General features: G+C 40.1%; 27 protein-coding genes and 1 pseudogene. 26 read left to right on the top strand and 2 right to left on the bottom strand.

The genetic code is table 11. The features are described 5' to 3' along the window. Positions 1–63: 63 nt before the first annotated feature. Together ACQYAD_RS08240 and ACQYAD_RS08235 are read left to right on the top strand one after the other, a co-directional pair. Entirely contained in the window at positions 64–465 is a 402-nt protein-coding gene (locus ACQYAD_RS08240; protein ID WP_430237061.1) for a DUF5365 family protein, read from the top strand. 212 nt (positions 466–677) lie between these two features. Then, complete coding sequence (locus ACQYAD_RS08235; RefSeq protein ID WP_430237059.1) at positions 678–2,420, top strand: phospho-sugar mutase; 1,743 nt, start codon at positions 678–680, stop codon at positions 2,418–2,420. A 93-nt stretch (positions 2,421–2,513) separates the two neighbouring features. On the opposite strand, the gene ACQYAD_RS08230 is transcribed toward ACQYAD_RS08235, so the two are convergent. Then, complete coding sequence (locus ACQYAD_RS08230; RefSeq protein WP_430237057.1) at positions 2,514–2,768, bottom strand: YhdB family protein; 255 nt, start codon at positions 2,766–2,768, stop codon at positions 2,514–2,516. Positions 2,769–2,970: 202 nt separating this feature from the next. Between ACQYAD_RS08230 and ACQYAD_RS08225 the strand changes: the two genes are divergently transcribed. The 12 genes from ACQYAD_RS08225 to ACQYAD_RS08170 all read left to right on the top strand — a co-directional run bounded on the left by ACQYAD_RS08225 (position 2,971) and on the right by ACQYAD_RS08170 (position 16,489). Continuing rightward, positions 2,971–4,386, top strand: a complete 1,416-nt coding sequence (locus ACQYAD_RS08225; protein WP_430237056.1) for a SpoVR family protein — start codon at positions 2,971–2,973, stop codon at positions 4,384–4,386. Positions 4,387–4,777: 391 nt separating this feature from the next. Then, positions 4,778–5,347 carry a glycerol-3-phosphate responsive antiterminator gene (locus tag ACQYAD_RS08220; protein WP_430237246.1) on the top strand — a complete coding sequence of 190 codons (570 nt, stop codon included), beginning with the start codon at positions 4,778–4,780 and terminating at the stop codon, positions 5,345–5,347. Continuing rightward, on the top strand, positions 5,344–6,462 hold the full coding sequence (locus ACQYAD_RS08215; RefSeq protein WP_430237054.1) for an ABC transporter ATP-binding protein: 1,119 nt from the start codon (positions 5,344–5,346) through the stop codon (positions 6,460–6,462). The genes ACQYAD_RS08220 and ACQYAD_RS08215 overlap by 4 nt, the downstream gene beginning before the upstream one ends. After that, positions 6,459–7,397: a carbohydrate ABC transporter permease gene (locus tag ACQYAD_RS08210; protein WP_430237052.1), complete on the top strand. Its 939-nt coding sequence runs from the start codon at positions 6,459–6,461 to the stop codon at positions 7,395–7,397. Before ACQYAD_RS08215 ends, ACQYAD_RS08210 begins: the two co-directional genes overlap by 4 nt. Beyond that, positions 7,397–8,209 carry a carbohydrate ABC transporter permease gene (locus ACQYAD_RS08205; protein WP_430237244.1) on the top strand — a complete coding sequence of 271 codons (813 nt, stop codon included), beginning with the start codon at positions 7,397–7,399 and terminating at the stop codon, positions 8,207–8,209. Before ACQYAD_RS08210 ends, ACQYAD_RS08205 begins: the two co-directional genes overlap by 1 nt. A 12-nt stretch (positions 8,210–8,221) precedes the next feature. After that, entirely contained in the window at positions 8,222–9,571 is a 1,350-nt protein-coding gene (locus tag ACQYAD_RS08200) for an extracellular solute-binding protein (protein ID WP_430237050.1), read from the top strand. A 108-nt stretch (positions 9,572–9,679) separates the two neighbouring features. Then, positions 9,680–10,399, top strand: a complete 720-nt coding sequence (locus ACQYAD_RS08195; RefSeq protein ID WP_430237048.1) for a glycerophosphodiester phosphodiesterase — start codon at positions 9,680–9,682, stop codon at positions 10,397–10,399. A 260-nt stretch (positions 10,400–10,659) separates the two neighbouring features. Then, positions 10,660–11,955: an arsenic transporter gene (locus ACQYAD_RS08190; protein WP_430237046.1), complete on the top strand. Its 1,296-nt coding sequence runs from the start codon at positions 10,660–10,662 to the stop codon at positions 11,953–11,955. A 274-nt stretch (positions 11,956–12,229) separates the two neighbouring features. Continuing rightward, positions 12,230–13,381 (top strand): cation:proton antiporter, encoded by a 1,152-nt coding sequence (locus ACQYAD_RS08185; protein WP_430237044.1) that lies wholly within the window; start codon positions 12,230–12,232, stop codon positions 13,379–13,381. 709 nt (positions 13,382–14,090) lie between these two features. After that, positions 14,091–15,581 (top strand): FTR1 family iron permease, encoded by a 1,491-nt coding sequence (locus ACQYAD_RS08180; protein WP_430237042.1) that lies wholly within the window; start codon positions 14,091–14,093, stop codon positions 15,579–15,581. After that, positions 15,578–15,952 carry a hypothetical protein gene (locus tag ACQYAD_RS08175; RefSeq protein ID WP_430237040.1) on the top strand — a complete coding sequence of 125 codons (375 nt, stop codon included), beginning with the start codon at positions 15,578–15,580 and terminating at the stop codon, positions 15,950–15,952. Before ACQYAD_RS08180 ends, ACQYAD_RS08175 begins: the two co-directional genes overlap by 4 nt. 213 nt (positions 15,953–16,165) lie before the next feature. Further along, positions 16,166–16,489, top strand: coding sequence for a four-helix bundle copper-binding protein (locus ACQYAD_RS08170; RefSeq protein ID WP_430237038.1), 324 nt, complete (start codon positions 16,166–16,168; stop codon positions 16,487–16,489). 113 nt (positions 16,490–16,602) lie between these two features. Here the strand turns inward: ACQYAD_RS08170 and ACQYAD_RS08165 are convergent, their stop codons facing one another. Beyond that, entirely contained in the window at positions 16,603–16,944 is a 342-nt protein-coding gene (locus ACQYAD_RS08165) for a hypothetical protein (RefSeq protein WP_430237036.1), read from the bottom strand. Positions 16,945–17,133: 189 nt separating this feature from the next. Between ACQYAD_RS08165 and ACQYAD_RS08160 the strand changes: the two genes are divergently transcribed. The 12 genes and pseudogenes from ACQYAD_RS08160 (at position 17,134) to ACQYAD_RS08105 (ending at position 24,260) form a co-directional block, all read left to right on the top strand. Next, positions 17,134–17,475, top strand: coding sequence for a DUF2294 domain-containing protein (locus ACQYAD_RS08160; RefSeq protein WP_430237242.1), 342 nt, complete (start codon positions 17,134–17,136; stop codon positions 17,473–17,475). Between the two features lie 254 nt (positions 17,476–17,729). Further along, positions 17,730–18,530 carry a formate/nitrite transporter family protein gene (locus ACQYAD_RS08155; protein WP_430237034.1) on the top strand — a complete coding sequence of 267 codons (801 nt, stop codon included), beginning with the start codon at positions 17,730–17,732 and terminating at the stop codon, positions 18,528–18,530. Positions 18,531–18,677: 147 nt separating this feature from the next. Beyond that, on the top strand, positions 18,678–18,875 hold the full coding sequence (locus tag ACQYAD_RS08150) for a Spo0E family sporulation regulatory protein-aspartic acid phosphatase (protein ID WP_430237031.1): 198 nt from the start codon (positions 18,678–18,680) through the stop codon (positions 18,873–18,875). Positions 18,876–19,008: 133 nt separating this feature from the next. Next, complete coding sequence (locus ACQYAD_RS08145) at positions 19,009–20,262, top strand: hypothetical protein (RefSeq protein WP_430237029.1); 1,254 nt, start codon at positions 19,009–19,011, stop codon at positions 20,260–20,262. A gap of 158 nt (positions 20,263–20,420) precedes the next feature. Then, positions 20,421–20,975 carry a CBO0543 family protein gene (locus ACQYAD_RS08140; protein WP_430237027.1) on the top strand — a complete coding sequence of 185 codons (555 nt, stop codon included), beginning with the start codon at positions 20,421–20,423 and terminating at the stop codon, positions 20,973–20,975. 127 nt (positions 20,976–21,102) lie between these two features. Continuing rightward, complete coding sequence (locus ACQYAD_RS08135; RefSeq protein ID WP_430237025.1) at positions 21,103–21,723, top strand: class I SAM-dependent methyltransferase; 621 nt, start codon at positions 21,103–21,105, stop codon at positions 21,721–21,723. Between the two features lie 49 nt (positions 21,724–21,772). Beyond that, a pseudogene (locus ACQYAD_RS08130) lies at positions 21,773–22,188 on the top strand (multicopper oxidase domain-containing protein); the annotation flags it as partial. Then, positions 22,171–22,788, top strand: coding sequence for a multicopper oxidase domain-containing protein (locus ACQYAD_RS08125; protein WP_430237240.1), 618 nt, complete (start codon positions 22,171–22,173; stop codon positions 22,786–22,788). The pseudogene ACQYAD_RS08130 and the gene ACQYAD_RS08125, both read left to right, overlap by 18 nt. A 198-nt stretch (positions 22,789–22,986) precedes the next feature. Continuing rightward, on the top strand, positions 22,987–23,247 hold the full coding sequence (locus ACQYAD_RS08120; protein ID WP_430237022.1) for a hypothetical protein: 261 nt from the start codon (positions 22,987–22,989) through the stop codon (positions 23,245–23,247). Between the two features lie 242 nt (positions 23,248–23,489). Further along, complete coding sequence (locus tag ACQYAD_RS08115) at positions 23,490–23,744, top strand: SHOCT domain-containing protein (RefSeq protein WP_430237019.1); 255 nt, start codon at positions 23,490–23,492, stop codon at positions 23,742–23,744. Between the two features lie 19 nt (positions 23,745–23,763). Further along, the gene (locus ACQYAD_RS08110) at positions 23,764–23,952 is read left to right on the top strand and encodes a hypothetical protein (RefSeq protein ID WP_430237017.1); all 189 of its coding nucleotides are present in this window, start codon (positions 23,764–23,766) and stop codon (positions 23,950–23,952) included. A gap of 26 nt (positions 23,953–23,978) precedes the next feature. Continuing rightward, positions 23,979–24,260, top strand: a complete 282-nt coding sequence (locus ACQYAD_RS08105; protein WP_430237014.1) for a hypothetical protein — start codon at positions 23,979–23,981, stop codon at positions 24,258–24,260. The last annotated feature ends 18 nt before the right edge of the window (positions 24,261–24,278 follow it).

Here is a 24,278-nt window from a genome sequence, read left to right as displayed (position 1 = left end):
AAGTATGTTATTCTTTAGTTATATTTTACGCTAGATTATTGTGCAGGCAAAGGTGGGTTATATGTGAAGATTGTTTTTGCCTCGACACCAGGGCAGGAGGAGGAAATCAGTGATCTTGTTCAATACATGTATTCTCATGTATTTCCAAACTTTTTCACTGATCAAGAGATTAAAGAATATGAGCGCTTACAAGTTCTTCGTATCGCAAGCGAACATTTGGCTGATTTTAGCACCTTGAAGGATGCGTTCCAAGTGATGGTCTCGTTGCAGACCATTATTTCTATTCTTGAATCAGCCATTTTGAAAAAAGAGCATTCACTGCTTTTTGAAAAAAACGTAGCTATTTTGCAAAGTTATGGTCTTTTTTTTCCGTTTGATTTGCAACATTTCATTGAGGCTAAACTGGAAAAGAAACAAAATCATTTAAGTGTCTACACAAGAGCAGTGAATCAATTGCTCATTTAACTTGGTGCGTCTTCATTTTAAGAAGGCGCTTTTTATTTCTTCCCTATGTACTTTCGTTCGCCCTAACGATAAAATGAAAGGGTCGAAAGTGGCGGAGCGGGTTCTGCCTTGGAAAAATGCGAATATTGTCAAATTATTGCGGATTTTTTTAAAAGGAGTATTCCACCATCACATCGAAAAGGATAAGGGTAAAAGAAATTGGAGGAGATTAAATGGACTGGAAAACGAATGCAAACAGATGGATCCAATTTGAAAATCTGGACCCTGAGCTAAAAGAACAATTGGCGACCCTTGCCAATGATGAGAAACAATTAGAGGAAGTTTTTTATAAAAACTTGGAATTTGGTACCGGCGGAATGCGAGGAGAAATTGGGGTTGGCACAAACCGGATGAACCTTTATACCGTTCGAAAGGCTTCTGCCGGCTTGGCGGCATACATAGAAGAAAATGGGATGGAAGCGAAAAAACGCGGTGTTGTCATCGCTTTCGATTCTCGTCATAAATCACCTGAGTTTGCCATGGAAGCAGCCAAAACGCTTGCAACAAAGGGAATTCAGACATATGTGTTTGACGAGTTGCGCCCGACGCCAGAATTGTCATTTGCTGTGCGTTATTTAAATGCTTTTTCCGGCATTGTCATTACAGCGAGCCACAATCCGCCTGAATACAACGGTTACAAAGTTTACGGCAATGATGGCGGTCAGCTTCCGCCCGCAAGTGCAGACGAAGTGATTGCCAAAGTAAATGAAATCGAGAATGAATTGCTGATTGAAGTTGAAAGTGAAGACAAACTCCGTGCAGCCGGGTTAATTGTTACCATTGGTACGGAAATCGATAATGCCTATATTGAAAAATTAAAAACGATTTCAGAAAATCCGGAATTGGCATTGGAATCGGATATTCAAATTGTGTTTACACCACTTCACGGTACAGCCAATAAACCGGTGCGAAACGCGCTGACGGCTCTTGGCTATAAAAATGTTCATGTTGTAAAAGAACAGGAGTTGCCTGATCCAGAATTTTCAACCGTTAAAAGCCCGAATCCGGAGGAGCATGCTGCATTTGAACTGGCGATACGCGACGGAAAAGAAATGGGTGCGGATATTTTAATCGGAACCGATCCGGATGCAGACCGTCTCGGCGTTGCAACCAAAAACCGGGAAGGGGAGTATGTTGTTTTAACTGGAAATCAGACTGGTGCCCTTCTGCTTGACTACTTGCTGACACAAAAGAAAGCAAAGAACAGTATTCCGAGCAATGCCGTTGTCCTTAAGACGATCGTAACGTCCGAGATTGGCCGGGAAATTGCTGCTGCTTACGGACTTGAGACAGTAGACGTTCTGACAGGATTTAAATTTATTGCTGAAAAAATCAATGAGTACAAATCTTCAGGTGCCCACTCTTTCCTTTTCGGTTATGAAGAAAGCTATGGTTACTTGATTGGCGACTTTGTCCGTGATAAAGATGCTGTTCAAGCAGCTCTTTTAGCAACGGAAGTATGTGCGTATTATAAAAAACAAGGCTTGTCGCTTTATGAAGGGCTAATGCAAGTATTTGAAAAATACGGCTACTTCCTCGAAGGTCTTCGTTCGATTACGTTAAAAGGAAAAGATGGAGCCGAAACCATTGCGCGCATCTTATCCTCCTTCCGTGCCGAACCAATGAAAGAGCTGGCCGGGATTGCTGTACAAGCGTCAGAAGATTATTTAACCGGGCTTCGGGTAACGAAAAACGGTTCTGAAAAAATGGATCTTCCGAAATCGAATGTCCTGAAATACACCTTCGAAGATGGTTCATGGGTGTGCTTGCGTCCGTCAGGAACAGAGCCAAAAGTGAAATTCTACTTTGGTGTGAACAGCAGCAGCCTTAAAGAAAGCAAAGCAAAACTGCAGGCGGTTGAAAAGGCATTTATGGATCTTGTCGATCAAAAAATGGCTATGGCAGCTGAAAAATAAAGCAAAAACGGTTCCCTGCTTAGGGAACCGTTTTTTTTGGTGGTGGAATTCTATTGTCCGGTTGTAAAAATTGACAGTATCTCCTCTTAAATTTCAGGATAGACTATACATCGGTGTTGAAGTTGGATCGGAATGGAGTGCTTCGTTTGCATGGTCGATGTAACGCAGCAGTGAATATAATGTTTCTTCAACGATTTTGTAATCATGTTCAAAATTGTAAGCATGCAGGAAATGCTCAATTTTTTTTGACAAAAAATGATCCTCGGTGCGAACCATTAAGATTAACAAGTTATCCCATTCTGACCGGTGTGTATAATACAACGCCCGATCGTAATCCAATTTATTCATTTTTATTCTCCTCCTTAATAGGAGTTGATTTTAGTTTATGAAGTTCCGATCAGAACTTTCGCAGAAAATGTTGGACAGGTTGATTTGATGCGCTTTCCGGATTTTTCCTGAATAAAAGTGAACGATTTTTACTCGAAACTCGTTTCATCATTCCCTATTGAACTTCATACATTGTGATAAGAAGAAGAAAGGGGAATGGTCAATGAATGTAGAGGATCGCAAAGCACTGGAATATGCCATTAGCGAAATTACTGAAGTCGCAAGCGGTTTTGGTTTGGACTTTTACCCGATGCGTTATGAAATTTGCCCTGCCGATATTATTTATACATTTGGAGCATATGGAATGCCGACGCGTTTTTCCCATTGGAGCTTTGGCAAGCAATTTTACAAAATGAAATTACAGTATGATTTAGGCCTCAGTAAAATTTACGAGTTGGTAATTAATTCTAATCCTTGCTATGCTTTCCTGCTTGATTCAAACAGTTTAATTCAAAATAAATTGATTGTGGCGCATGTTTTGGCGCATTGTGACTTTTTTAAAAACAATGTCCGTTTCCAAAATACAAAGCGGGACATGGTTGAAAGCATGGCAGCAACAGCGGAGCGGATCCGCCAGTATGAAATCCAGCACGGAAAAAGTGAAGTGGAGAAATTCCTTGACGCCGTTTTAGCCATTGATGAACATATTGATCCTTCCTTGATGCGTCCGAAACTCGCATGGTCGATCGATGATGAAGAAGAGGATGATGAAATAAAACCGTCGCAAACTCCTTACGATGATTTATGGAATCTGGATGAAAAACAAAAGCAAGATGAAGGTAAAAAGCCGTCAAAAAAGAAATTTCCACCAAGGCCTGAAAAGGATTTGATGTTGTTTATTGAATCATACAGCAGGGAATTGGAAGATTGGCAGCGCGACATTTTAACAATGATGCGCGAAGAAATGCTTTATTTTTGGCCGCAGCTTGAAACAAAAATCATGAATGAAGGCTGGGCATCGTTTTGGCATCAGCGAATTTTGAGGGAAATGGATTTGACGAGCGACGAAGCAATCGAATTTGCCAAATTAAATGCAGGTGTCGTGCAGCCATCAAAGACCGGGATCAATCCGTATTATTTGGGAATTAAAATATATGAAGACATCGAGGAGCGCTATAACCATCCAACAGAGGAGATGAGGCGCCGCGGTGTCGATCCAGGCTTCGGTCGGGAGAAAATTTTTGAAGTTCGGGAAATTGAATCCGATATTTCATTTTTAAGGAATTATTTAACGAAGGATTTAGTCATGCGCGAGGATATGTATTTGTTCCAAAAGCAAGGCCGCGATTACAAAATTATTGATAAACAGTGGGAGCAAGTGCGCGACCAGCTAGTCAACATGAGAGTAAATGGCGGATTCCCATATATAACCGTTAATGATGGCGACTATTTGAAAAATGGCGAATTGTATATGAAGCATTGGTATGAAGGCATCGAACTTGACGTGAAATATTTGGAAAAAGTATTACCCTATATTTACCAACTATGGGGAAGACCCGTCCATATGGAAACAATCGTCGAAGACCGCACCATGCTCTTTACGTACGACGGCAAAGCCGTTCATCGAAAGTATATCTAAACAAAGCAGAAAAGGTGGTTCTTGTAAAAAATAAGAGAACCGCCATTTTTATGACCAATCTGGAAAGTGTGCGAATCTTCCATACTAAGGATGCTGACTTTTTAAACCGTTTGTTCCTTTGCCCCAGAAAGTAAGTTTTACAATTCCTCAACATTTCTTTACGAAAACTCCATGTTCAGTTTATATTCCCTTTATAATGACCGTTTATGATAAACATGTGTACGAAAAGTGAATAATCCCGGTTGTGAATTGGAGAAACCATAAAAAAACAATAGGAATGTGTTCGACCTTTTGTGTTTTTTATGGTTTCTTTTTTTGCGACGAATGGGACAGGGAGGAAGACTACGTGAATACTTCAAAAAATTTTTTAGAATACTTAAAAGAGGATCGTATGATTGCCGCGATAAAAAGTCCAAAAAATTTAGAGAAGTTTTTAGAAACAGATCTTCAGACCGCGTTTTTACTAATAGGAAACATCAGTGTAATTAAAAGGTATGTGGATCTTCTGAAATCCCGTCACCGCCGGGTATTTTTACATGTTGAAAAAATTCCGGGAATTAGTTATGACAAGGAAGGACTTAAATTTCTTGCAAAGTTTGTGAAACCGGATGGCATTGTCTCAACAAAAAGTTCACTGATCCAATTTGCGAAAAATGAGGGATTAGCAACGATACAGCGGCTATTCTTAGTTGATACAGATGCAGTTCATCATGGACTTGATACGATAAATGAACTGAAACCGGATGCGCTTGAAATCATGCCGGGCATTATTCCGGATATGATCCGAAAGATAACGAAAAAAACGGACATTCCGATCATTACCGGCGGGTTAATCGAAAATCAGCAACAAATACAAGCAGCACTTGAGAATGGTGCAATGGCCGTATCAACTGGAACACCCAGACTTTGGAGAAATGGATTACCAGTTGGCCAATCCAGTAAGAACGGAGAGATTTTATGAAAAAAGTCGAACTGATCAATGTCAGCAAATCATATGACAAAAAAACAAAGGTCATTGAAGATATTTCGGTAACAATTGAACCTGGCGAATTTTTCGTGCTCGTCGGGCCTTCCGGCTGCGGAAAGAGTACGATGCTGCGAATGATTGCCGGACTTGAGGAGATCACCGGCGGAACATTGCTTATTGGAGGGCAGCAAGCCAATGATCTGCTGCCAAGCCAGCGCAACTTGTCGATGGTCTTTCAAAACTATGCTCTATACCCGCATTTGACAGTTGAGCAAAACATTACCTTTGGCTTGCACACGAAAAAAATATCGAAACAGGAAATGAAAAAACGCTGTGATGAGGCTGCTGAAATGTTGGGACTGACAGAGTATCTGAAACGAAAGCCCCGCCAGTTATCAGGAGGACAGCGCCAGCGTGTCGCCTTAGCAAGAGCAATTGTGACCCATTCGCCCATTTGCTTAATGGACGAGCCATTGTCCAACCTGGATGCGAAACTACGAGCAAAAATGCGCTCGGAAATCCGTCAAATCCAGCGCAAATTGGGGATTACGATGATTTATGTCACCCATGACCAGACAGAGGCGATGACAATGGCAGACCGAATGATGATTTTAAACAATGGGCATATCCAGCAAGTTGGCAAGCCGCTTGACATTTACAACGAGCCGGCCAATACATTCGTGGCATCATTTATCGGCTCACCGCCAATGAACTTAGCAGATGCCCGTATTCAAGACCAATCGTTTATTTTTGAAAAGAATACAGTGAAGTTTGAACAGTTGCCAACGGCAATGGCTGTGAAACAGCACGTAACGGTGGGAATCCGTCCCGAGCATATTCAATTGGCTGCATCTTCAGAAGAGGCAAGCTTTGTTGCTGAAATTGAAAATGTTGAAATTCTTGGAACCGAAACGCTTCTGACCTTTTCGATGGGGGATCATATGCAATGGACTGCCAAATGGAATGGTCAGTGGAATATTGCGGTAGGCGATAAAATTCCAATGACCATTCAGCCGGAGCATGTATTCATTTTCGATTCGGAATCCGGAAACGTTTTATACCATGAAACAAGCTTGAAAAATGAGATGGCGATGGAGGTGTTTTCATGAGTACCATTGCGAAGATGGCTGTTTCAAATGCCTCTGAGCCAACGAATGATTCCCGGGCAAAAAAAATGAATTCGAATTTTATTGTTGGTCTGGCCTATTTGCTGCCATCCTTCATCCTATTTGGGATCTTCTTATTTTACCCAATGCTGCGCACGCTTTATTTGAGCCTGTTTGCAACGGATAGTCAAGGAACTCCGCTAAAATTCGTTGGTTTGGACAATTTTACGTATATCTTAAGTGATCCCAATTTCCTGCAAAGTTTGAAGGCGACGTTGTTGTTTGTTCTTTATACTGTTCCGAGCGGAGTCATTTTAGCCTTGTTTCTTGCTTTGATCGCCAATGAGAAATTAAAAGGAGTCGGATTTTTTCGAACGATCTTTTCTTCCACAATGGGGATGAGCGTCGCTGCTTCCTCGGTGATCTGGATGTTTATGTACAATCCGGCGATCGGGGTCATCAACAAAGTATTATCTGTTTTTGGTGTGAAAAATATTCAATGGCTGCAGGATCCGCATTATGCCTTGGCAGCTGTATCGATTGCAACGGTTTGGATGAATGTTGGTTTCGCGTTCTTGATTTTGCTTGGAGGGTTGCAAAATATTGATGAAAAGTTATATGAAAACGCGCAAATTGCCGGTGTCAGCTATTGGTACCAGCTGCGTAAAATAACGATTCCAATGGTATCGCCAACTTTGTTCTTTATTATTACAGTATCCTTTATCAATTCATTTCAAACTTTCGGCCAAATTGATATTTTGACAAAAGGCGGACCGATTGACACTACAAATGTAATTGTCTATTCCATTTATAAGGATGCGTTTATCAATTACAATATTGGCTCAGCCAGCGCTCAAGCCGTGATTTTATTTTTCTGTATTTTAATCCTTACCATCCTGCAATTTAAGCTTGGAGAAAGGAAGGTTCATTATCAATGATCAGCAATACGAGAAAATCAGTGACATACCTTTTATTGATCCTGGCCGCTGTGGTGATGATGTTTCCAATTCTCTATGCTTTTACCATTAGCTTTATGAGCGGAGCTGAAGTGCTTGCGGGGAAATTGTGGCCGAAGTCCTTTTCTTTGACCAATTATCAAGCAGCTTTTGCCAGAGTTCCCTTACTGCATTACTTGTTGAACAGTTTTGTGGTTTCAATTAGCGTCATGATCGGTCAGCTTGTTGTCTCAGCGCTTGCAGCTTTTGCGTTTGTCTTCATTCCTTTTAAAGGGCGCGAGGCCATCTTCTTCCTATTCATATCAACGATGATGATTCCGTGGGAAGCGACGATGGTACCCAATTTTATTACGGTGCAAAGGCTTGGTTGGATCAATCAATATGCAGGACTAACCGTTCCGTTTTTCGCACTTGCTTTTGGGACATTTTTGCTGAGACAGCAATTTAAGACGATACCAAAAGAATTGTATGAGGCCTCACAAGTAGCAGGCATCAGCCGATTCCGCTTTTTATGGAGTGTGGTTCTGCCGGTATCGCGGACAAGCCTTGTAACGCTAAGTGTGTACACTTTCTTAACGACATGGAACATGTACCTTTGGCCATTGCTTGTGACCAATACAGAAAAAGTTCGTACCGTTCAAATTGGCTTAAAGCAAATGCAATCGCAAGAAATTTCATCTGATTGGGGGGTGGTAATGGCCGCGGTGATTGTTGTCATTTTACCAACATTATTGCTTTTATTTTTAGGACAAAAGCAATTGCAAAAAGGATTAACACAAGGAGCTATTAAATAGGGGGATTTTAAAATGAAGAAAATTTTAGTTATTCTTACAGCAGCGATGATGTTTCTGTTAGCTGCCTGCTCAAGCGGAAATAATAATGGAACGGCTGTTCAAAAACAAGAAACGAAAAAAACGTCATCTGGAAAAACAGAAGTAATCTTCTGGCATGCAATGAGCGGAAATCTTGAAAAATCATTAAATGAAATTGTGAAAAAGTACAATGAATCCCAGGATAAAGTGGAAGTAAAGCCAGTGTTCCAGGGAACGTACGAAGAAGCATTAACGAAATTTAACACGGTTGCCGGAACGAAAGATGCACCAGCGATCATGCAAACTTTTGAAGTTGGAACAAAATATATGATTAACAGCGGGAAAATTCAGCCGGTGCAAAAATTTATTGACCAAGACAAATATGATACTTCCCAATGGGAGACAAACATTTCAAATTATTATAAAGTGGACGGCAAACAATACTCAATGCCATTCAACTCATCTACGCCTGTTCTTGTCTATAACAAAGATGCGTTTAAAGAAGCTGGTTTAGATCCGGAAAAAGCGCCTCGAACATATGATGAATTGAAAGCCGCTGCGAAAAAATTAACAAAGAAAAGCGGAACAAACACAACACAATACGGTTTTTCAATTTTAAATTATGGCTGGTTCTTTGAAGAATTGCTTGCTTCCCAAGGCGGTTTATATGTTGATCATGAAAATGGCCGTCAAGGAAATGCCGAAAAGGCTGTTTTCAACAGCAAAGAAGGGTTAAACGTCTTTAACTTAATCAGTGATATGTATAAAGAGGGAACATTCTTTAATGTTGGTACAAACTGGGATGATATGCGTGCAGCTTTCCAATCGAAGAAAATTGCGATGTTCCTTGATTCTTCAGCAGGGGTTAAACAATTAATTGACAATGCTCCATTTAATGTTGGCGTTTCTTATCTTCCTGTTCCAAATGAAGCGGATCGCAAAGGGGTAATTATTGGCGGAGCTTCATTGTGGATGTCAAAAGGTATTAGTGAAGAAACACAAAAAGCAGCATGGGATTTTATGAAGTATCTAGCAACGCCTGAAGTACAAGCAAAATGGCATGTAGACAGCGGTTATTTCGCAGTGAATCCTAAAGCATATGAACAGGATATTGTAAAAAAAGAATGGGAAAAATACCCGCAATTAAAGGTAACAGTTGATCAACTTCGCAAGACCAAATCGATTCCGGCAACTCAAGGTGCTTTGATCTCGGTTTTCCCTGAATCTCGCCAAAAAGTTGTTTCCGCAATGGAAAGCTTGTATCAAGGCGTTTCGCCGAAAGACGCTCTTGACCGTGCGGCTGAAGAGACAAACCGTGCGCTTCAAACGGCAAACAAAAAGTAAGTCTAGATTTTAAAAGCCTGTCTAGAGATAGATGGGCTCTTTTTTCGAAATCATTTTTCTTGCCCAAAAAACAGGAACAAGAAGAAATAGAAAAGGGAGGATTCAGCCTTGATTTCGTCAACAAACGTATTTGCCCATAGAGGTTTTAGCGGAAAATTTCCGGAAAATACAATGATTGCATTTGAAGAAGCTGGAAAGTTCGCTATCGCGGGTATCGAATTGGATGTTCAATTATCGAAGGATGGAGTAATGGTCGTCATTCATGATGAACGGCTTGATCGGACAACAAATGGCAGGGGTTTTGTAAAGGATTATACGTATGAACAGCTGCTTGCTTTCGATGCCGGAAGCTGGTTTCATTCCCAATTCGCCAACCATAAACTTCCAAAACTATCAGAAATCATCGACTGGGCAAAACAAAGAGAGGAATCCTTTATCGTCAATATTGAATTAAAAAATGACCAAATTCACTATGAAGGTTTAGAAGAAAAGGTGCTAAATTTGGTTGAAGAATATCAATTCAAAGACCAAGTCATTCTTTCCTCCTTTAACTACGAAAGCCTGGTTAAAATAAGGGAATTAGACCAAACCATTTCAATTGGTTATTTAATTCAGGGGATTCATCCAACCGCCATCGAAAAAGCGCAAAAAATTAATGCGAATATTCATTGTGATGAAGCTTATGCTCTTTCTGAAGAAGGAAAGCGGGCAAAAGAGGCAGGTCTAGAATTAAGAGTCTACACCATCAACAACACAAATGAGTTTGAAATAGTAAGAAAAGCGGGCGCAGACGTCATCATGACAGATTTTCCAGATCAATTTGCATAAAACGAAAACACAAGGACGGTTCGGTTGTTTCTTTTTTAGCTAATCAGAATTTATATGGATAAATTCTGAACGCATAAATTCAACTACGCCTCTGTCTTCGTCTAAAGGACTCGCCAGTCGGCGAGTTTTCATTTAAGAAAAGGAAGCAATAGGACCGCCCTCTTGTCTTTTGTATATAAGTATATTATTATATTAGCGGATGATTATATACGGTGGCGAAGATTAAAAAATTTCATGTGAATAAATGGAGGTTCAAAACATTGGTTTCAATCATTCTGGCATTTATGATTTTCCTGCTTACCCTTGTGCTTGTTATTTGGCAGCCAAAAAATTTATCGATTGGCTGGTCGGCAATGGGGGGAGCAGTTCTTGCATTACTGGCGGGCGTTGTCAATATTCAAGATGTTGTAGAAGTAACCCGCATTGTCTGGAATGCGACATTTTCGTTTATTGCAATTATCATTATTTCACTTATTCTTGATGAGATTGGTTTTTTCGAATGGTCTGCCTTACATATGGCTCGGGCTGCAAAAGGAAATGGTCTGAAAATGTTTGTCTATGTAACAATCCTTGGCGCGCTAGTCGCCGCCTTCTTTGCCAATGATGGCGCCGCTTTGATCCTGACACCGATTGTTTTAGCGATGGTGCGGAATTTAAAACTTGAGGATAGAATGATCTTTCCGTTTATTATTGCGAGCGGATTTATTGCCGATACGACATCTTTGCCACTTGTTGTCAGCAATCTTGTTAATATTGTTTCTGCTGATTTTTTTGGTATTGGGTTTGCCCGCTTCGCTTCAAGAATGATCGTCCCCAACCTATTTTCTTTGGCAGCAAGCATTTTGGTATTATTTCTTTATTTTCGACAAAATCTGCCTAAGTCCTATGATGTCGATCAACTGAAGAAACCTGCTGAGGCAATCCGTGACATTAAAATGTTTCACTTGTCCTGGCTAGTGCTTGCGATTCTTCTGGCCGGTTATTTTATCAGTCAAGCCATTCATATTCCGGTTTCGATTATTGCCGGAGTAATTGCGCTGTTCTTCTTATTTATGGGAAGAAGAAGCCATGCAGTTGAGACAAAAAAGGTGATCAAAGGGGCACCATGGGCGATTGTCTTTTTTTCCATCGGAATGTATGTTGTTGTCTACGGCTTGCGAAATGCCGGGTTAACCAGCATTCTTGCGGATGGAATTCAATATGCCGCCAATCATGGGCTATTTATTGGCACAATTTCGATGGGCTTTATCTCAGCGATTCTTTCATCAATTATGAATAATATGCCAACAGTTATGATCGATGCATTGGCTATTGCCGAAACCCATACAGCCGGATTGGTTCGAGAAGGCCTTATTTATGCGAATGTCATTGGCTCCGATTTAGGACCGAAAATCACGCCAATAGGTTCATTGGCTACATTGCTGTGGCTGCATGTCCTGTCGCAAAAAGGCGTAAAAATTTCATGGGGCACCTATTTTAAAACAGGAATCATTCTGACAATCCCGACGCTATTTATTACCTTAATCGGACTTTATTTATGGCTTCAGATTTGGTAACAGCGGGCAGGTTTTTATCTGACTGGAAAATAAATACTGCAAGGAACAATATTTTTTGTTCGAACACCTATTTTTAAGACTTTTAAGCATTATTATGGTACAAATGATATAATTAAATAAAACGATGAAAGATTCAGGGATGGAGATATAAGATTCGTCCCTGTGTTTTGGAGGAGCCTGTCACCAAGGGGGTCGTATGCCCTTTGGTAACAGGCTTTTTTGTATTGTTTTAGGGTAAATACAAATGCTAAAAAAGTAGGAAAGGGGTAGTTTTGTGTTAATCGTACAGTTAGCTATTATCTTAATTGCATCAAAAATTGCGGGGAGCTTAAGTGTTCGTTTAGGGCAGCCATCTGTCCTCGGCAAGCTGTTGATCGGGATTGTTCTGGGACCATCGGTACTGGGCCTTGTGACAGAGACGAAAACGCTAGAGGAATTTAGTCAAATTGGGGTTATTTTATTAATGTTTATGGCAGGCTTGGAAACCGATGTAGACGAATTTAAGCGCACCGGTAAAGCATCGACCTATGTTGGTCTCGGGGGCATCATTGTTCCGCTAGTGTTGGGCTATTTTGCTGGAAGTGCCTTACATCTAACCTCAATCCAATCATGGTTTTTAGGTTTACTGCTTTCGGCAACAAGTGTGAGTATTTCTGTTCAAGCCCTTAAAGAAATGGGGCAATTGAAAACGCGTGAAGGCACAACGATCCTTGGAGCAGCCGTCATTGATGATGTGGTCGTCATCATTGCCTTAGCTTTTTTGATGAGCTTTGCAGGCGAAAATGTCCACTTGGCGACGCTGATCATTAAAAAGTTTGTCTTTTTTATTGCAGCCATCATCATCGGCTGGAAAGTCGTTCCATTCTTTATGAAAAAATTCTCTTCATTAAAAGTAACAGAAACAACGATTTCTTCCGCGTTAATCATTTGTTTTGTGTTCGCATACTTTGCTGAATATACAGGAGTTGCTGCCATCATCGGAGCTTATATTGCCGGTGTTTCAATCAGTTTAACCAATTTTAAACAGGAAGTTTTTGAAAAGATTGAAACGATTAGCTATTCGATCTTTGTTCCCGTTTTTTTTACTTCAATCGGGATTACTGCAGAGTTTGCCGGTATTCGGGAAAATTTAGGCTTGATCGTGCTGTTTAGTATTATGGCAGTCCTCAGTAAATTAATCGGTGCTTCTATTGGAGCAAAAGCAGCCGGCTTTCCGTTCAAAAGCTCATTAGGGATTGGTTCTGCGATGGTCTCAAGAGGCGAAGTAGCTCTCATTATTGCCGCAATCGGACTTGAAGCAAAGCTGCTCAGCCAAGAAATGTTTGCTGTAATGGTTGTTGTCGTCCTTGTGACAACAATCGTAACCCCGCCGATGATGAAACTATTTTTTAAAAAGGAAGCCATTTCTGCGAGAGAAAATTTGTAAAATGGGTTGCTGATTGGAAAAAAATGATTAGGGCAAATTCTGAGTCTTATGGTACAATAAGATCAGCTTAAAATACACATAGGGGTATACCGATGAGATGAAGGGGGTGGCGATGTTGAAAATTACCGATGCCGCACGCGATATTTTAAAACAAGCGATGCAAGAACAAAATGCAAGCAGCCTTCGAGTATATTTTGCCGGATTTGGCTGAGGAGGGCCGCAAATTGGGCTGGCTCTGGATGAGCCGGAAGCAGACGATAAAATTGTAATGGAAAATGAAATTCAAGTTGCATATGAAAACAGTATTGAACCATACGCAGAAGATTTGGTTCTTGAGTACGACGAAATTCGTGAAGGTTTGGTTCTAACTGGTAATGAAAGCTACTGTTAAAAAGGAATCGAAAGGCATCACTCGAATAAGAGTGATGCCTTTTATGTAATTTATATCTTAACATATCACTTGACCATTAAAAGGAAAAAACGGGTTGATAGAGACGTTTATCGCCATAAAGATACCAACAAAAATGAGGAAATAGAGTTTTCATTTATTATCGGCTTGGTTTTTTACAGCAAATGTTTCACAGAAAAGACAAAATTCTTTTTAAAATCTAATTGACAATCATTATCAATATAAATACAATTAAAATAGAAAAATGATATTGATATTCGTTATCAATTAGAAAATAAATTTTGAGAAGAAGGGGAGCATATGGGGAAAAATGTATTCACTAAAATACTTGTTCTTCTAGTAGCGATCAGTTTTGTTATACATATGCCAGCATTCGCGGCGGGCAATGCAGCTGAAGACCTTAAGCAAGCAGAACAGTCCATTGATACGGCAATTGATTGGGCAGCTAAAGGTAACCTCGCTGAAGTGCAAAAGTCCTATGATCAATTCAATAAAACATGGAAGAAAATTGAGCCCGGAATTAAAGCACATTCTGTCACAGCCTATCGGGATATTGAAACAGGCATGGGTCAGATCGTTTATGCCTTAACAATCAAAAAAACCGACCAAGTGCAACAAGCGTTGAATAACTTGAAGGCGGTAAATGAAAAATTTATCAATGGCGGTTACCCAAAAGAGACGGCTGTAAAAGAAAAAGATATGTCAATCGATGACTTTATTCTGATTTTGCAAAGCACAAAAAAAGCGGCAAAAGAAGAGCAGCAATCGTCAGCACTTGAAGGGATAAAAAAAGCAAGCGACAGCTGGTTAAGTGTCGAAGGGATTGTTGTGGCCCAGTCGGCTTCCGTTTACAGCGACTCGGAGCGCGACTTAGTAACGATTCAAGCGATGCTTGCCGCAAACCCGCCGAACTATGACAAAGCAGTAAAAACGATCGACCAAATGATTAATTATTTAACCCCATTAGCAAGCAAGTCAGAGTATACCTACTGGGATGCAGCCATGATTCTACTTCGTGAGGGTCTTGAGGCACTGCTTGTTGTGATTGCTCTATTGTCCTTTGTAAAAAAATCTGGCGCTGAGAAGGGGAAAAAATGGATCTGGTCTGGAGTACTTGGTGGACTCGGTGTCAGCATTGTGCTTGCGATCATTGTGAAATTTGTCCTCTCATCTGGTGCATTCGGTAATAACAATGCCTTGATTGGCGGCTGGACAGGAATTTTTGCGGCAGCCATGCTGCTGTACATGAGCTATTGGCTTCACAGTCAATCCAATATTGCAGATTGGAACCGTTATTTGCGGGAAAAAAGCCAAACGGCAATTACGACTGGAAAACTGATTTCTTTAGGTGTCCTCTCGTTTCTAGCCGTATTTAGAGAAGGAACTGAAACCGTTTTGTTCTACATCGGTATGGCAAGCCAAATCAAATTGCAAAATTTATTGCTTGGCTTTCTAATTGGTGCAGCAATTCTCGGGTTGATTGCGTTTTTAATGGTCTATGTCGGATTAAAGCTGCCATTGCGGCCGTTCTTTATGGTATCAAGCGTGATTGTCTTTTACTTGGCTGTTAAATTTACCGGCATGGGTATCCATAGTCTGCAGTTAGCGGGATTGATTCCAACAACCAACGCACCAGACGGACTAAGCATGGAATTTTTCGCCCTATACCCTTCGTGGGAAAGCATCATCCCACAGTTGCTATTGATTGCAGCTGTTGTGATATTCCTTCTTATAAAAAAATATACAAATAAAAAATTAATCACAAATGGAAAGGGAGATTTCGCCAAATGAAAAAACTAACAACTCTATTCGCAGCACTTTTTCTTATCAGCACATTTGTTTTAGCCGGATGCGGCAGCGGAAATTCAAAAGTTTCCGATGGAGTAAACAGCATGCTCGATACTACTAAGCAAATATCAGATGCCATTAACAGCGGCGATCAGGCAAAGGTGAAAGAGGTTGGTCCAAAATTAGAGGATCAGTGGAAAGGCTTCGAAGATGAAGTTAAGAAGCTTGACAAAAATTCATATGAGCAAATTGAAAAGTACCTCGACCCAACCATTGCTGGTTCGCAAGCTCCAAAGCTTGACAAAGAAGCATTAGGCACCTTAAACAACCAACTTTCAGATGCGTTGAAAGAACTGCAGAAGAAAGCAAAATAATAAATGGACGCTTGGAAATCGAATTTCCAAGCGTTTTTAGTATTTTTCAATTTTTTGCTTTACTGGTAGCTGTGGTAGGATGATAGTTTGATGGACAAAACACCCATTTTCCGAGAATAGCTGTTTGGTCGACAAATTTGCAGAAAATATGCAGTTTATTTCAATTGGACAAGGGAATCAATAAAACGTACTCAATTTTAAAGGAGGAAATGAATGATGATGAATGAAGAATGTATTAAAGCATGTCTTGAGTGCATGGAGGCGTGCAATGTCTGCTTTGATGCCTGCTTAAAAGAAGAAGATGTAAAAATGATGGCAGAATGTATTCGTCTTGACAGGGAATGTGCCGATATTTGCGCATTTGCTGCAAAAGCAATGCAAACAAACAGCCCCTTTGCAAAACAAATTTGCAATCTTTGTGCTGAAATTTGTGAGGCATGCGGAAACGAGTGCAAAAAACACGGTCATGACCATTGCCAAAAATGCGCTGATTCCTGCTTTAAATGTGCAGAAGAATGCCGTAAAATGGCTGTTTAATTTGAATAAAAATGTTCTGGAGCTGGTTCATAAATCGAGAGCCAGCTCGATTTTTTGTGGTTTTTGTGAAAGGATAGTTAAGAACTTGAGGAGGAAAAAAAGATTTTTGGTGCTTACTCCTTAACTAAATACCGAAGTTTTTTCTCATGCTGGGGCACTTTGATGGCAAGGTAATCAACGGTTTCTTGCGTTTCAGTCAATTCCACTCTGAAACCATTCAGCTTTGCTTCAATCCGGTCAAATCGATTGTCCATCCGCCTCTCAAGATCTGTTATCCCGTTGTCCATCCGCTTTTCAAGATCTGTTATCCTGTTGTCCATCCGCTTTTCAAGATCTGATATCCTGTTGTCCATCCGCTTTTCAAGCTTTTCCATCATCGCATTTAATTTTTCATCCATATTGGCGGAATACAGTTTAAGTGCTTCCAAAATTTCTTTAATTCCTGCTTGATCCATGCGATCACCTCCTCCTGTTCATTATACCGCTGTTCTTCTTCGCAAGCACTCTTTTTCTGTTTATTTACGACAAAATCTTGCAAAATTCTTGTCAATTCTTTTCCTTTTGCATTACAATTAAGGATTGTGGGGTATTTTTTAAAAAAAGAAATCGGTTTCACGGCAAGGGGGAGAGTTTGTGTGTCAAAGATGGTTCAAGATTTTAATGATATTATTCGAAAACTAAGGAAAAATTTGTTTGGAAAAGGGCCTGAGCGAATTCAAACCGTTTTTGTGAAGAATATGGTCATTTCGACGCTCTATGGGAATCTAACGGCAACGGAATTATTTATTGCGGAGACAAAGGAAGGAAGGGACATGGTGCACCGGGCACGAACCACCTTGATTCAAAATGTCTATTCAATGAGCCCTCCAGAAGGAATGGAAGAACTCGTTGGCGCAAAATTGGTTCATCTTTTTTCAGATATAAAAGTTGAAGAAGACATTGCCGTATCCGTTTTTGTGTTTGATCGGGAAATCAAAATAAGTTAAACGGAAAAAGTTCATAAAAGCTATTGCACTGCTTAACTTCTTTTGCTAAAATAGACAACGTTTACAATATGTACATGTTGTTAAATGCGAAAATGGAGAATGTGCAAGGCCTGCAGGTTTTCTATTTTTACGATACGCATGATGTTTGACCGCTTTGTAGGGAAGTGCAAAGCGATTTGGCAGCATTCCAATGACCTTATTTTTAGTAGGGTCATAGGGTGCTGCCTTTTTCTATTCGATTGGAGGAATGATCAATGGCATTTTACAAGCCAGAACAAATTGCAGGGATCGCAATCAATGCGGGGGTCAATAAAACAAAATTGCCGACTGCTACTGTTATTACACTCGCTTTTTTAGGAGGCGCATTTATCTCATTAGGTTTTTTGCTTGATATACGCGTGATCGGCAACTTGCCACAACAGTGGGGTAGTTTTGCCAGCTTTTTAGGTGCAGCGGTTTTCCCGTTAGGCCTCATTTTAATCGTCTTGGGTGGTGGTGAATTAATCACTGGAAATATGATGTCGGTGTCGATGGCCTTTTATTCGAAAAAAATAGTGTTCAGCCATTTAGTGAAAAATTGGTTTTGGGTGACAATGGGGAACCTTATCGGCGCCTTGTTTGTCGCGTATTTTTTTGGTCATATCGTTGGCTTAACGGAGACAGGGCCGTTTTTAACGAAGACCGTTGCCATTGCTCAGGCAAAATTGCATGAGACATTTTTACAAACCGTTATTTCGGCGATTGGCTGCAACTGGCTCGTGGGCTTAGCGATTTGGTTAGCCTATGGGGCCGATGATTTTATCGGGAAAATCGTTGGAATGTGGTTTCCGATCATGGCCTTTGTCGCTATTGGTTTTCAGCACGTTGTTGCGAATATGTTTGTAATTCCGGCAGCGATTTTCGCCGGTCATTTTACCTGGATGGATTTTGTCAGCAATATTGTTCCTACTTATATTGGTAATGTCATTGGCGGATCGATTTTTGTTGGATTTATTTACTTTTTCTCTTATCAAAAGCAGATTCGGGATGAAAAAATGATGAAAAAAGCCTCTTAATTTTAACGGGGAAGGAGGAATCGCTACGGTGACTTTCCCCGTTAAAAACGAAAGATTATAAAAATCCATAATTTCTTTATATTTTCACTCTATAATCTGCTATATATTTTATTCTTTATTTAATTGTGTAAGCGAGGGTTGGAAATTATGGAAGAAGAAAAGGATCAACTTCTCCTCATCGAAAAACTGCGTGCGGAGATGGTGGCGGCCGGGATGATGGAAGGATGGGCGAGCGAACGGACGCTAAGTTTAAGCCAAAGGCTTGATGGGCATATTGCCAATTTTTTAAAAAACAAAGAAAAACAACAAACTTTTTTAACAAAAGCACCCATTATTCCATTGTGAAATAATGGGTGCTTTCTTTTTCTCTTGATAAAATCTGCACAGTTTCTCGATACTTTTTTAATAAAATCAGGATGGATCATATGACTGTTTTAATCTGTTCAAATTCATTTCAAGATTTTCGGAGGGTTTAGCGTTGAAGAGTAATGAGTTCGAAAAAATAATTCTCGAATATAAAAACGATCCTGAATCGGTCTATCATACTTGGTTTTTAAATAATCAAGAAAGATTAAAAGCGTTCCGGACAATTAAAAAAGGAGTCATGGATGTCGTTTCGGAGATCGAGAACGGGACATTCGGAAATGACTTTAAACAATCCAGTTTGGAAATGGTTGTAACGGCAATATCCGAACAAAAGCAAGTTTTTCAGGGGGCAGCCCATGCATTTTACTGGAAACCCAAGCTGAGAATTCCTGACATTTACGAGAATGAAGAAAATAAGCAATCATTTGCGAGATTTCTTAAAGCTTGTGCGAAAGCGGCAAAGGAAAGCCAGGTAATTGAGGAAATTCTTAAATTGGACAGCCTTCAAATAAAAGGTCTTGGGCCGGCTGCGGCAAACATTTTGTACTTCCTGCACCCAACTGCCTTTCCGCCCTTTAATACGGCCATCGTAAAAGGATTTAATTGCCTGTTTAACCGTAAGATGAAACTGGGCTCATGGAGTGAGTACCTGAAAATGCGAGAGGTTATTCTGGAGGTAAACAGTCAATATCGGTCGGAACTTTCCAAGGATTTAGGGATGATTTCCGGCCTGCTCTTTGAAATTGGCTCCGAGCGAATCATCATCGAGAATAATGCTGAAGAATACTTGGTAAAAATTGAAGAGTCTAAAGTGTATAAAACAAAGATGAAAAGGCATAAGGAAGTGCTTGACGATCTGCGCGAGGAAAGCGAGCATAGTGAAATGCAATACCATCTTGCCCGATTGGGAAAAGCGCTTGGTTATCAAGTATGGATTGCTCAAAATGATCACAGCCGTGAATGGAATGGGAAGAAGTTGGGCGAGTTCTCACTTCCAAAGCTTATGCTGCCGGATCTCGATCCAGCTGTTCGTGATACTGTAGCCTTAATTGACGTGATTTGGCTTGATCAACACAACAAGATTGTTAGTGCTTTTGAAGTAGAAAAAAGCACCTCCATCTATTCTGGTATTTTACGTTTATATGATTTATCGCTATCGATTGCCGAAGATCAATCCTTTTTTCTGATTTCGCCTGATAAACGGGAAAAAGAAATTAAGGCACAATTACTAAGACCCTCTTTTCAAAATGCAAAGGATCTGCAAATGTATTATATTTTATTTTCAGATCTTCGCTGTGATTGCGATGCCATGTGCAAATTTGGCGGAGATGCAACCATCTTGAACAAAATCGCAAAAACAGTTTAAAGCTATGTTTTGCGAATAATTCTTATCTGTTTTCCGAATACTACTTTTTAGCAGATAGTTCAACTTATGTCGTTTGTATGTTTAACTTTTACTGTGTTCATGATCGAAATGGAAAAAGCAAATTGAGAAAAGTGAATTTTTTCCTGAGGGTGAACAGAATGGATCAATTTCCAAGTAACGAGAAAGTTCATGAATTGCAAGCAAAATTAAGCACTTTTCGCCAGCAGCATTGGATGAATGTTGAATTGTTTTCGCTTCAATGGTGGTTACTTGTTCTGCTCATGATTGTCCCTTGGATCATTTGGTGGCGCCTGATTGATAAGAAAAGAATGGTAGAAATCTTGTTGTACGGTTTTTTTGTGATTGTCACCAGCACGATTCTTGATGATATCGGCTCACATATTCTCCTATGGGATTATCATTTTAACTTGACGCCTCTCGTTCATCAACTTGGTCCCATTAACTTGTCTGTATTGCCGATTTCCTTTATGGTCATTTATCAATATTGTTCAACTTGGAAATCTTTTTTCATCTGGCATGTCTTTTTGGCAGCGGGCGGCTCTTTTGTTGTCGAACCGTTTTTTGCATACATGGGCATTTATGAACTGTATAAATGGAAGTTTTTTTACTCTTTTCCTATTTACATCTTAATAGCGCTATTATTGCGATTAGCAATCTTGAAAATCATAAACATCCAGCATGAGAAACAATAGATTTTTCCATTAAATAAGTCTCGGGACATGATCCCGTGACTTATTGTTTTTTTCTATAACTCCATGAATTTTTCATGTTTTTGTGCAAGAATGTGAAGTAAGGATTTTTTCAGAAAGGGTGTTTTGGATGAACAGCAGCATCAACGAAAAAATAAAAAAACGCTATAACCGGGTTTCCGGAATTTATGACATGATGGATAAAATGATGAAAGAAGATTGGCGGAAGGATCTCCTCAAGCAAGTTATCGGAAGGGTGCTTGAGGCAGGCGTAGGTACGGGAGCCAATCTATCCTATTACCCGGCTGGGATTGACTCGCTGACAGGAGTTGATTTCAGTTCGGGAATGTTAAAAATCGCCAGAGAAAAAATGGCAGCCAAGCAGCTTCCCTATCCCGTAGAGTTGATTGAAGGGGATATTCAAGATTTGCCATTTTCCGATAACACATTTGATTCCATTGTCTCAACATGTGTATTTTGCTCGGTTCCGGATCCGGTTAAAGGCTTAAAAGAACTTCGGAGAGTTTGCAAGCCTGACGGGAGGATTTATATGCTTGAACATATGCGCAGTGACAATAAAGTGGCCGGAATTGTTATGGATGCCTTGAATCCGCTAACTGTCAGAATGTGGGGAGCCAATATTAACCGCGAAACGGTGAAAAATATTGAAAAATCCGGTCTGCAGATTGAAAAAATAGAAAACTTAATGGGGACAGTTGTCCGTAGAATTGTCTTAACTCCCAATAAATAAAAGAAACAGGCAATTTCCCTCTCTTTTTGCATAGATATGGTAAGTGAGAATGGAAGAGAGGGGAAAAGAGATGCAACAAGGAAATAATCATTACCCGACTCCGATTGTTACGCCAAATGGAAAAACCGCACAATATCAGCTACTGTCCAATGGAGTAAAGAGATTCCATTTGGTCGCCGAACCCGTTGTTCATGAACTGGTTGATGGAGTGAAGATCAAAGGCTGGGGTTACAATGGTTCGATTCCAGGTCCGACCATTATTGTGAACCAAGGGGACTATGTGCAAATAATCGTTGAAAACCGTCTGCCGGATGATACGTCGGTTCATTGGCATGGCTTAATTGTCTCGAATCAAATGGACGGGGTGCCGGGCCTGGAGGAAGTCCAATTATTCAGCCAGGGAAAAGTTTTACGTATGAGTTTTATATGCACCAGGCAGGAACGCTTATGTACCATAGCCATGTTCATAATGCGATTCAGGAACTAATGGGTCTCGATGGAATGTTTATTGTAAGGGGAAAAAAGGAAGAACCTGTGCAACGGGATTATGTTTTGCTTTTGCAAGAATGGGCGGTGAAAACTGGTTCCGCTTCGATGGATATGGAGGCCAATCAGCCTTACGGCGGTAAAGGACAGGAAAGCAGCAAGAAGTCTTCCAATATGAGTACGGGAGTCAAACCGGGGACGTACGAAATTGATCCTAAAGTCATGATGTATAATTATTTTACGATTAATGGAAAAGCCTATCCGAGTACAGATCCGCTGTTTGTCCGCTATGGTGATCGAGTCCGGCTGCGGTTAGGGAATTTAAGTATGGACTCCCATCCGATGCATTTTCACGGCCATGATTTTCTCGTAACGGCAGCGGATGGAAATGCAATTCCAAGTTACGTGAGGCTGAAAAAAAACACGATCAATGTTGCCCCTGGTGAAACGTGGGATATTGAATTTTTTGCTAACAATCCCGGCAACTGGGTGTTTCATTGCCATAAACCGCATCACACGGCAAACGCCCATTCAAAAGGATTGGGTGGGATGTTAACCATTGTTCGGTATACAACATAAGGGTTTGATGTTGAAACAAACATCTCGAAAGCGGAGATCAACTCGGTTTCGAGATGTTTGTTTTTTATTACTAAGCCACTGCATAAAATATGCACAAATTTTATTAAAGAATTATAGAATATGACTAGCAAATGTGAAATATTTATGAACTATACAGAATTAATTTTCAGAAATTAAATCCATTAAGAACGGGGCGTGGTGGGTATTACAAAGGTTTATCGTTTTAGAAAAGTTAAAGCGAAAAAAAACAAGCCGATTAAGCCTGCGATGATGATGAATCGATTTGCCTTGTCTTATTTTTTACTGGGAATTGTTATGCTGTTGCTCTTTATCTGTGGCATTAAACATGTGATTGTTGCAACATTGATTTTTGGTTTTCTATTAGCAAGTGTACAAGTATATATACTAGGTGTGATTCTTCGGTCGACCCATAAATACAGCGAATGCGGATGCAAATGAATTTTATAATTGTATCGAGCCCTTTCTTTTGAAAGGGCTTTCTTTTTCGTTCCCATGAAATATCGACAAAAAAAGTTCTCCGACTCTCCATACTTTCTTCAAGTTTCAACGATATAGTTTAGCCATAGGCAAGAAAAGGAGAAAGGAGGTTCGACAGATTCAAAAGAATTAACGGGTTTCATACTTTCTACACAAATTCACGTTACCTTTAAAATGTAGAGAAAAAGAAGGAGGCGTTCAAAATGATGGGTCAAGGATATGGCTTTGGAGGTTTTGGAATGATGGGGGGTGGATCCCTCATGATGATTTTACTAATAGCTGCGGTTGGCTTCTTGGTCTACTTAGCATTGAAAAATCAAACTCCAGTTCACAAGGATGCAAACGTAAAAGCGCAGCCAACAGTAGATTCAGAAGCGTTGAAAATTGCAAAATCCCGCCTTGCCAGCGGTGAAATTACCGTAGAAGAATTCGAACAAATTAAAAAGAATTTACAATAAGACGATGGAGGAATGAAAAATGTTTTTACTGCTTCTTATAGCAATAGGTTTTTATTTATACAAAACAGGTGAGTGGCAAAAGTTATCGCAAAAGTTCCAACCGAGTGAAACACCAAATAGGAGTGAAGCAAGAAAAATCATCGATATGCGCTATGCATCCGGCCAAATCTCGGATGAAGAATACCAAAAAATAAAAAATCTTTTATAAGATTTGTCGTGTAGGAGGGAGAAAAGATGATGAATGGAGCTTATGGTGCCTATAGCGGAGGCTTAGCCGGCTGTGGTGCTGCGGGAGGATTATTGGGCTTTCATTTGCCAACATTACTGATTGCCGGTCTGGTGATTTTTGCCTTTTACTTACTCTTGAAAAAGAAAAAACAACCGCAAAAGAAAGAACCGATCTTTAGCAGTAGTCAGCCAAACATTGATGCGGCAGAAATTGTCCGCTTACGCTATGCACGCGGTGAAATTTCCTTTGAAGAATTCCAAACAATTTTGAAAAATATTCAATCATAAAAAAAGGTGATGAATTCG

This window comes from Neobacillus sp. SM06, assembly GCF_050496765.1.
In the GTDB taxonomy this organism is placed as follows: domain Bacteria; phylum Bacillota; class Bacilli; order Bacillales; family Cytobacillaceae; genus JAEVLT01.
This window is presented reverse-complemented; position numbering and strand designations above follow the sequence as displayed.

Coding starts and splice junctions, on each gene's coding strand:
- ACQYAD_RS08230 (WP_430237057.1), bottom strand. CDS start 2,768: ATGAATAAATTGGATTACGATCGGGCGTTGTATTATACACACCGGTCA.
- ACQYAD_RS08170 (WP_430237038.1), top strand. CDS start 16,166: ATGATGATGAATGAAGAATGTATTAAAGCATGTCTTGAGTGCATGGAG.
- ACQYAD_RS08135 (WP_430237025.1), top strand. CDS start 21,103: ATGAACAGCAGCATCAACGAAAAAATAAAAAAACGCTATAACCGGGTT.
- ACQYAD_RS08220 (WP_430237246.1), top strand. CDS start 4,778: ATGATTGCCGCGATAAAAAGTCCAAAAAATTTAGAGAAGTTTTTAGAA.
- ACQYAD_RS08105 (WP_430237014.1), top strand. CDS start 23,979: ATGATGAATGGAGCTTATGGTGCCTATAGCGGAGGCTTAGCCGGCTGT.
- ACQYAD_RS08210 (WP_430237052.1), top strand. CDS start 6,459: ATGAGTACCATTGCGAAGATGGCTGTTTCAAATGCCTCTGAGCCAACG.
- ACQYAD_RS08175 (WP_430237040.1), top strand. CDS start 15,578: ATGAAAAAACTAACAACTCTATTCGCAGCACTTTTTCTTATCAGCACA.
- ACQYAD_RS08140 (WP_430237027.1), top strand. CDS start 20,421: ATGGATCAATTTCCAAGTAACGAGAAAGTTCATGAATTGCAAGCAAAA.
- ACQYAD_RS08115 (WP_430237019.1), top strand. CDS start 23,490: ATGATGGGTCAAGGATATGGCTTTGGAGGTTTTGGAATGATGGGGGGT.
- ACQYAD_RS08150 (WP_430237031.1), top strand. CDS start 18,678: ATGGAAGAAGAAAAGGATCAACTTCTCCTCATCGAAAAACTGCGTGCG.
- ACQYAD_RS08215 (WP_430237054.1), top strand. CDS start 5,344: ATGAAAAAAGTCGAACTGATCAATGTCAGCAAATCATATGACAAAAAA.
- ACQYAD_RS08180 (WP_430237042.1), top strand. CDS start 14,091: ATGGGGAAAAATGTATTCACTAAAATACTTGTTCTTCTAGTAGCGATC.
- ACQYAD_RS08225 (WP_430237056.1), top strand. CDS start 2,971: ATGAATGTAGAGGATCGCAAAGCACTGGAATATGCCATTAGCGAAATT.
- ACQYAD_RS08200 (WP_430237050.1), top strand. CDS start 8,222: ATGAAGAAAATTTTAGTTATTCTTACAGCAGCGATGATGTTTCTGTTA.
- ACQYAD_RS08235 (WP_430237059.1), top strand. CDS start 678: ATGGACTGGAAAACGAATGCAAACAGATGGATCCAATTTGAAAATCTG.
- ACQYAD_RS08165 (WP_430237036.1), bottom strand. CDS start 16,944: ATGGATCAAGCAGGAATTAAAGAAATTTTGGAAGCACTTAAACTGTAT.
- ACQYAD_RS08160 (WP_430237242.1), top strand. CDS start 17,134: ATGGTTCAAGATTTTAATGATATTATTCGAAAACTAAGGAAAAATTTG.
- ACQYAD_RS08125 (WP_430237240.1), top strand. CDS start 22,171: ATGTACCATAGCCATGTTCATAATGCGATTCAGGAACTAATGGGTCTC.
- ACQYAD_RS08110 (WP_430237017.1), top strand. CDS start 23,764: ATGTTTTTACTGCTTCTTATAGCAATAGGTTTTTATTTATACAAAACA.
- ACQYAD_RS08155 (WP_430237034.1), top strand. CDS start 17,730: ATGGCATTTTACAAGCCAGAACAAATTGCAGGGATCGCAATCAATGCG.